At 33.3% G+C, this 7,417-nt stretch carries 6 protein-coding genes; all 6 read right to left on the bottom strand.

All coding sequences use genetic code 11. The annotated features are described in order from the left end of the window. Window positions 1-217: 217 nt before the first annotated feature. Window positions 218-1,042, bottom strand: coding sequence for a dTDP-4-dehydrorhamnose reductase family protein (locus tag AC1VNJ_RS26730; protein ID WP_048022240.1), 825 nt, complete (start codon window positions 1,040-1,042; stop codon window positions 218-220). Next, a complete protein-coding gene (locus AC1VNJ_RS26725) occupies window positions 1,043-2,029 on the bottom strand; it encodes a polysaccharide biosynthesis protein (protein WP_048022242.1) in 987 nt (328 codons plus the stop codon). Continuing rightward, entirely contained in the window at window positions 2,022-3,113 is a 1,092-nt protein-coding gene (gene wecB, locus AC1VNJ_RS26720) for a non-hydrolyzing UDP-N-acetylglucosamine 2-epimerase (protein ID WP_098627428.1), read from the bottom strand. The genes AC1VNJ_RS26725 and wecB overlap by 8 nt, the downstream gene beginning before the upstream one ends. Window positions 3,114-3,516: 403 nt before the next feature. Further along, entirely contained in the window at window positions 3,517-4,167 is a 651-nt protein-coding gene (locus AC1VNJ_RS26715) for a DUF1796 family putative cysteine peptidase (protein ID WP_306460856.1), read from the bottom strand. Window positions 4,168-4,352: 185 nt separating this feature from the next. Beyond that, window positions 4,353-5,033: a DUF1796 family putative cysteine peptidase gene (locus tag AC1VNJ_RS26710; RefSeq protein WP_482641623.1), complete on the bottom strand. Its 681-nt coding sequence runs from the start codon at window positions 5,031-5,033 to the stop codon at window positions 4,353-4,355. Between the two features lie 199 nt (window positions 5,034-5,232). Further along, window positions 5,233-6,483 (bottom strand): S8 family peptidase, encoded by a 1,251-nt coding sequence (locus AC1VNJ_RS26705; RefSeq protein ID WP_098627425.1) that lies wholly within the window; start codon window positions 6,481-6,483, stop codon window positions 5,233-5,235. Window positions 6,484-7,417 lie beyond the last annotated feature (934 nt).

The following is a 7,417-nucleotide window of genomic DNA, read 5'->3' as shown; positions in this document are numbered from 1 at the left end:
CTAATCTCTAATGTAACTTTATTTTCATTTTACTATAAATTAGAATAAGAATAGACAGCTAAGCTATTTTTATAGAAATAGTCTAGCTGTCTATTCTTATTCTTGTAGAAGTATACAATGAATTTTATTATCTGTTTATCATAATACAATAAAGAAGAAATCATTTTTAGTGTTTCTCATTTTATCATGTTTTTCTTTTACTCATAGTTAGTGTTATTTATTTTGACATCCACTCTTTCAGCTCCATTAACATCTGTTGGTAACTAGGAGTTGGATAACAAAGATCTGTCCGAGTACTAATAATAGTACGATCCAATATTACATCCTGATTAGGAATAATTTTGACATCATCTTTTTTAAAGATATCTTTAATCAATTCTAGTAATGCAAACTTTGATATTTTTTTCGGTGAGTGCAAATGATAGAGTCCGGAAGTATTATTTTCTAAGAAGAAGTCAATCGATTTAGCTAATTCTAATGTTGTTACTCCATTCCATAATGCTTTTTTATAGCCTTTAATGGTACCCTTTTGTTTCATAAACCACAGAAATAAGCCAATGCCATTCTCCTTTAACTCAGGTCCTATTATAGAGGTGCGGATTGTTAAATGCTTTTCGTCAATAATTTCACCAAGCTGTTTAGATTGAGCATATACAGAGGTACCATCCGGAACATCATGTTCTGTATAATCTCCTCTTGCCCCTGAAAAAACACAATCTGTACTGATATGGATTAATTTTCCTTGATGACGTTCAACAAATTTAGCCAACTGATGTGGGAGTAGGCTGTTTACCTGAAAAGCACGCATCGGATTATGACTAGCGTGTTCATTTAAAATTCCGATACAATTAATGAGGACATGGGGCTTAATAGATTCTATAGTCTCTTCAACATGCTTAAAGTCAGTTACATCCAAGTAAATAGCATCTTTATCTTTCGGGTCTCTTGATGTACAGAAAACATCATGATTTGTATGCTGTATAAAATATTTAGTAATTACATGCCCTGCCATTCCTTTTCCACCAAGAATTAGTACTTTCATTTAGATAAACCCGCCTTTCAGCAACATCTCTCTAATTTCCTCTTTACTAATCACTTGTTTACTTGAATCATATTTTTCTAAGTTTACTTGAGCATAGTTTGAATAATATTCTTTTAAGCCTTTAATATAAATTGGAGGTAGAATCACATAATACTCATCATCATAAGTAACAGTTGTTGCGCTTTCATATTCGGATAACAGAAGCTCGTGAATTTTTTCTCCAGGTCTTATACCTAATATTTCAATTTCAATCTTGTCTTTTCCAGAAGCTTCTATTAATACATTTGCTAAGTCAATAATTCGACAAGTGGGCATTTTCATGACGAATATTTCCCCACCTAGACTTTCAAATGTGGCTTTAAAAACCAGCTTTATCGCATCCTCTAATGTTAAAAAGAAACGAGTCATCCCAGGGTCAGTAATACCGATTTTTCCTTTTTCTTGAATTTGTTTCTTGAATACATGAATAACGCTTCCGTTAGTTCCTAGAACGTTTCCTCCACGTATACAAACAAATTTAGTTTTAGTATTTAATGTGTTAGCGTGAATGATTAATCTTTCCCCCATTGCTTTTGATAAACCGTAAAAATTAGCTGGATTTGACGCTTTATCAGTGGAAATATAAACTACTCTATCTACATCACAGCTTATTGCTGCGTCTATTACATTTTGAGTACCATGTACGTTGGTTTTTAAGGCTTCGATTGGTTGATCTTCACATACAGGAACATGTTTTAAAGCAGCTAAGTGAAAGATATAATTTACGCCTTGACACGCTTCAATTAGTGCTTCTCTTTCCTTAATGTCTCCAATAATAAAATTTAACTTAGGATGATTATCAAATTCTTGCTTCATAGTAAATTGATTTGATTCATTCCTTGAAAAAACACGTATTTCTTTAGGGTTATGTGTTAGTAATTGTTTAACAAGTTCATACCCCCAAGAACCTGTGCCACCTGTTACTAAAATTGTCTTATTATTAAACACCTTTCATTCCTCCTAGTACAACTTTAATTACCTTGTCTGAAACATTTACATCACCATATCCTTCAGGGTAAGACCAATTTTTTAATTGGTTCACCATTACATGAACACAAGTCAAGATTTGGTTAGCATCTATTCCTGACAGCATGTTACTTCCACATTGAATGGTTTCTGGTCTTTCAGTTGTTTTACGAATAGTTACCGTAGGAACATAAAACAAACAGCATTCTTCTTGAACTGTTCCGCTGTCTGTTAAGACACAAAAAGCATTTTTTTCTAAATTTACGAAATCGAAAAAACCAAAAGGCTCATGAAATTCTACTAACGGATGGACTTCTAGCAGTGAAATATTTTCTATTCGAGATTTAGTACGAGGATGAATACTACATATTATTCTCTTTTGGTAAAACTCAGCTACCATATTGATGCCTTTCATGATTTCCAACAGTCGATCTTCATGATCTACATTTTCCGCACGATGGGCTGTAACCAGAAAGTAGTCATTTTCTTTTAAGGACAGTTTCTCAAGAATGCTGCTTTTTTTTATAGCAGGTTCATAATGTTTTAAAACTTCGTTAATTGGATTTCCAGAAGTAATAATACGATTTGAGGGGATACCTTCTTTAATTAAATTTTCTTTACTTTGAGGAGTATAGGGTAGATTGAAGCTTGAGATTGCATCGATAATCCGGCGGTTTTTTTCTTCTGGCACTTCTAAATCAAAACAACGGTTTCCAGCCTCCATATGAATGACTGATATACCCATTCTTTCTGCTAGAATTGCGCTTAAACCACTATTAGTATCGCCTAATATTAAAACTTTGTCCGGCTTTTCTTTTAAAAATAGCTGTTCGAGCTCTTTATACATCTTCGATAACTGTTCACCTAATGAGAGCTGCTGATTAGCCAATATATAGTCTGGTTTGCGTATGTTTAACTCTTGAAAAAATACCTCACTTAATGAAGGAGTGAAATTTTGTCCTGTATGCACTAAAACGTGCTGTGAAGCATACTCATCTAACTTTTTAATAATGAGGCTTAAACGTATAATTTCGGGCCTTGTACCCAAAATAGTCATAACTTTCATTCTTTACACACCCTATTCACCTTATTTATAAGCATAATTACCCTCTCCTAATTCGCATTCGGCCCCTTATTTATTAAAATATGCTTTTCCTTTTTTCTTGCTATAGGCTAATCTATTAATCTTCCCAATAAAAAGTGATAAGTCTAAAATAATAAGCCCTCCTCTTTAAATTAATAAGAATGATGACTGCTTTTTTGTGGTTCAATGTTTAAATCTTTCTCTGTAAGTTCTCTTCTAGTGGCTAAAATCTTATATTTTAGGCCGTCAAGTACGAATATTTAAAGAGTAAATACAGGGGGTTGAAAATCAGAAAAGACCTTGCTTCCTTTTTAAAAAGAAACAAGGTCTTTGGTGCTTAATTTTATTCTTAATACATAAAATTGTATGAAAATAGTTGTGGGAATTACGCCCAAAAATTAGTTATACTTAATCCACTCAGTACATAGTCCCAAACAGCTTCATCATTTGGGTTGTCTAGAGGTACTTGAACTGAACAAATTCCATCAATTGTCCAGTTCATATCTATTACGCCTTTTAATCCGTCTAAGGGTTGAAGTAGTAGTATATTAAATGGACCGTTTACTAATTCTGATAATGTGGTTTTTAATTCTATCGCTTCTTCTGGAGTAGCTGCTCCCCATCTAATAAATAAAACAGAAGGGCTATTCTCAATTTTTTCGAAAAATCTCGTGATACGTTGATTAAGCTTCTCCTTATAAGAAGGATACATTACAGTCCAGTCTACATTTGGAATAATAGGAAAATCATGAACAGAAATAATATTATAATGCATATCGTGAATAAAGTGAGCATTAACCGGTTCTGTTCCACCTTCTTCAGGGAAAATTGCGACTCCGTCATCAAGAAAATGAGCATATCCATCAGTTCGCTGCAGGTTTTCAAGGTCCATAAATCCACTAAATCTGTTTTGTAACAACCTACTGACATCAGCAATTGAATTAGATATCATCCAGTCTAGAGGGAATGAAAACCTTCTCCAATTGTGTCTTCTTAAATTAAGGGAGGGACCACACCAACTACCTAGCCCTAGCATTAAGTCATAAGATCCTTTAATATCCTGTAAATTCAATATAATCATCCCTTTTTATTTAGCAATTCTATTATAGTAAATGCTAAACCTTGTACATTTGATTGGACAAAGTAACTATATATTTATAAGAAAGTCTTAGTTAAAAAGACACTGGGACTTAATGGGATATATTTCCATGTGGCGCCCATCTAGTGACGTAGTAATATTCCATCTAGAACATAGTCCCAAGTCGAAACATTATTTGGATTGTGTGGTACATTGACCATACATACATTATTAATTTCCCAGTCAACTTCGGTAGGAGTCTGTATACCGTCTACGGGATTAAGGATAAGTATTCTAATCTGCGCTTTTGTAAGAGAGGATAAGATTTTTTGTAGTTCAGTTGCTTCCTCATATTTAGCTCCCCACCTTATAAACAAAATTGATTTACTGCTCATCATCTTTTTCATAAACCTGTTAATTCTGTAATTAAGATTTTTTGTGAATTTCGGATACATATCAGTCCAATCTTTATTAGGAACTATAGCAAAATCATGAGCTGAGAAGATATTGTAGTGAGTATCCTGTATAATGTAAGATTTAGTTGATTTATATAGATTTTGATTAGGAAATCTAAGCATTTTATCATTAAAATATACATAATCTCCGCTGTCATCTACTAAACTCATGTTCTCAATCTGCATAAATCCATTAAATCTATTTTGAAGTAGTCTATTTACGTCTGAAAGATATGGAGAATAGCTCCAGTCAAGTGGACTTGAGGTAAAACTTCGCAAATTTAATCGATTCAGTTGTAGTGCAGGGTTACAAGCACTACCTAAACTGATTATGACATCGTATTGTCCCTTAATATCTTGTAGGTTCAATTTAATCCTCCTAGTATTTAAATTTTGATATACATGTATTTGGTCAATAGATTTATTTAGAAGACACACACGTACATGGTGATCGGTTAATTTTCTCTTGTAATATAGAAGGCACTAATAATCGGGTTTTCAGTGCTTTTTATAACCTTTATAGATTTGTGTTGAATAAAATTGTTGACAGCCGTAATAGATCAATTCTTTAAAGGCGAACTGCTCGATTTGCATTAATTCTTCCATAAATCCAGTATGATCCTGTTCCTGGCACCACGTCGCAGGTGGATTGAATAGCAGTTCTAATTTGAAGATTGGTTTTTCCTTGAGCTGCTAGTAAGGCTGCAAGTCCGGCAACATGTGGAGCTGCCATAGAAGTACCGCTTAGATATGCGTAATAGCTGTTTATATAAGTAGACAAAATTGTTGAACCTGGGGCAGCTACATCTACCCAAGTTCCGAAGTTGGAAAAATCAGATTTTTGATCGTTGTTATCTGTGGAGGCCACAGCGATTACATTTTGATAAGCAGCTGGGTATGTTGGGGTACTAGAAGCTTCATTTCCTGCTGCAGCTATAACTACTAATCCTTGGTTCCAAGCGTAATTAACTGCATTCTCTAAAGTAATTGAACTTTGGGTTGAACCTAGGCTTAAGTTAATAACTTTTGCTCCTGCATTCGTTGAATAGGTAATTGCATTTGCGATATTGCTTAAAAGACCATTTCCACTGTTGTCAAGAGCCCGAACGGGTATTAGTGACGCCGATGGAGCCATTCCAGCAATTCCTAAACCATTTTCTGTAAGGGCTGCTGCTATGCCTGCTACGTGAGTTCCGTGTCCATTACCGTCGTTGGGTACTAGATTGCCATCTACAAAATTGTAGCCAGGCCAAAGCTTAATAGATAGTTCAGGGTGATTTAGTTGAATTCCTGTGTCCACAATAGCAATTTTTATATTTCCGTTACTAGTAGTAACATCCCAGGCATCAGGGGCTTGTACTTTTTGAGGACTGTATTGATAAGGGAAAAAGGGGTCGTTGGGGGTATAGGAGGTTTTATACGTATAGTCTGGTTCCACGTATTCCACTTCATTTAATTCACTGTAGAGTTTAATCAACTTATCAATTTTTTTATTGGAACGTAAGACCTGGAAGTCAAGATCTTTGTTGTGATGTACAAGTATACATTTATTTTTACGGTGAATATCCTTCTGCTTTTTAAAACAGATTCCGTCTTTAAATTTCACAATAATTTGGGTTGAATCTTGAAAGTTATTAGCTGCGTCTGCATTATTAATAGCTTCATTATTAATTCTAAATAGTTGCGATGAATTTTTTAGGCGCTGGATTTTTATCTTTTCTACCCGTTTTTGTTTTGAAATTTTGACGAGATATTCTACTGCATAGAATAGAAGTATAATAATAGAAACAGATAAAGGAATTGCTAATAAATTAAACATTTGTTCCCTCCTGAAAATAACACTTTTTATAGAATATTCACGACTTATTAAAAGGGTTTGGACAAAGTCTTTATTTAAACAAAGAATCAAGACATTCTTCAGCAAATCTTTGATTATTGAGTTGATTGGAAAGATTTTAAGGGAATTGATTATATACATAAAAATAGAACTTCCTTATAATGATTTAGGAAATCACGCTAAGTTTATTTTTATCTCAGTTAACATATTAAACTAGAAAAATTTCTATGATATTGGACAAGCGTACAAGCTTGTCCTTAGATCTATACATATAATAAATCAATCAACATTGAAAAGAGGGACTAAAATGATGTCTAGATGTATACCAGATGTTCCACGTTATATGCCACAGATACCGCATTGTCTACCTAAAGTGCCAAACTGTATGCCACAGATACCAAGATGTATACCTGACGTTCCGCGTTGTGTACCTAATATACCTTGCCATTCTAAACGCTAATCGTTTTCACCTTAATTTAGAGAATAGTTAATTTAGAGCAAAAAGATTAATCTTTTTGCTTTTTTTGTTTTATCATGCTTACTAATGGGTATGGTACCTTAACTTCATTGTTTTAAATAAATAATCGAACACCAACGCATTGGAATTCTAATTTTAAGTTATATCCTAATTTGCATAATTTAATTTTTATATAATATTTTAATATAAAAATTAAAAAACTATTGATTTTTATATTAAAAGAAGGTTATTATTATAAAGCGTCGTTTAAAGAGATGCTGTTTAATTTTTTAAAAAAAGTTGTTGACAACAAGTTGATAACTTGATATTATTTTAAAGTTGCTTAAGAGCAACGGTTGAACTTTGAAAACTGAACAAAGCGACAAACGTCAACGTTAAATTTTATTTTTTAATTGAGCAAGTCAAACATTTCTTCGGAGAGTTTGATCCTGGCTCAGG

This window comes from Priestia sp. 3CA3 (genome assembly GCF_056836725.1).
Note: the sequence above shows the minus strand (reverse complement) of the source record. Positions and strands in the feature narration are given on the sequence as shown.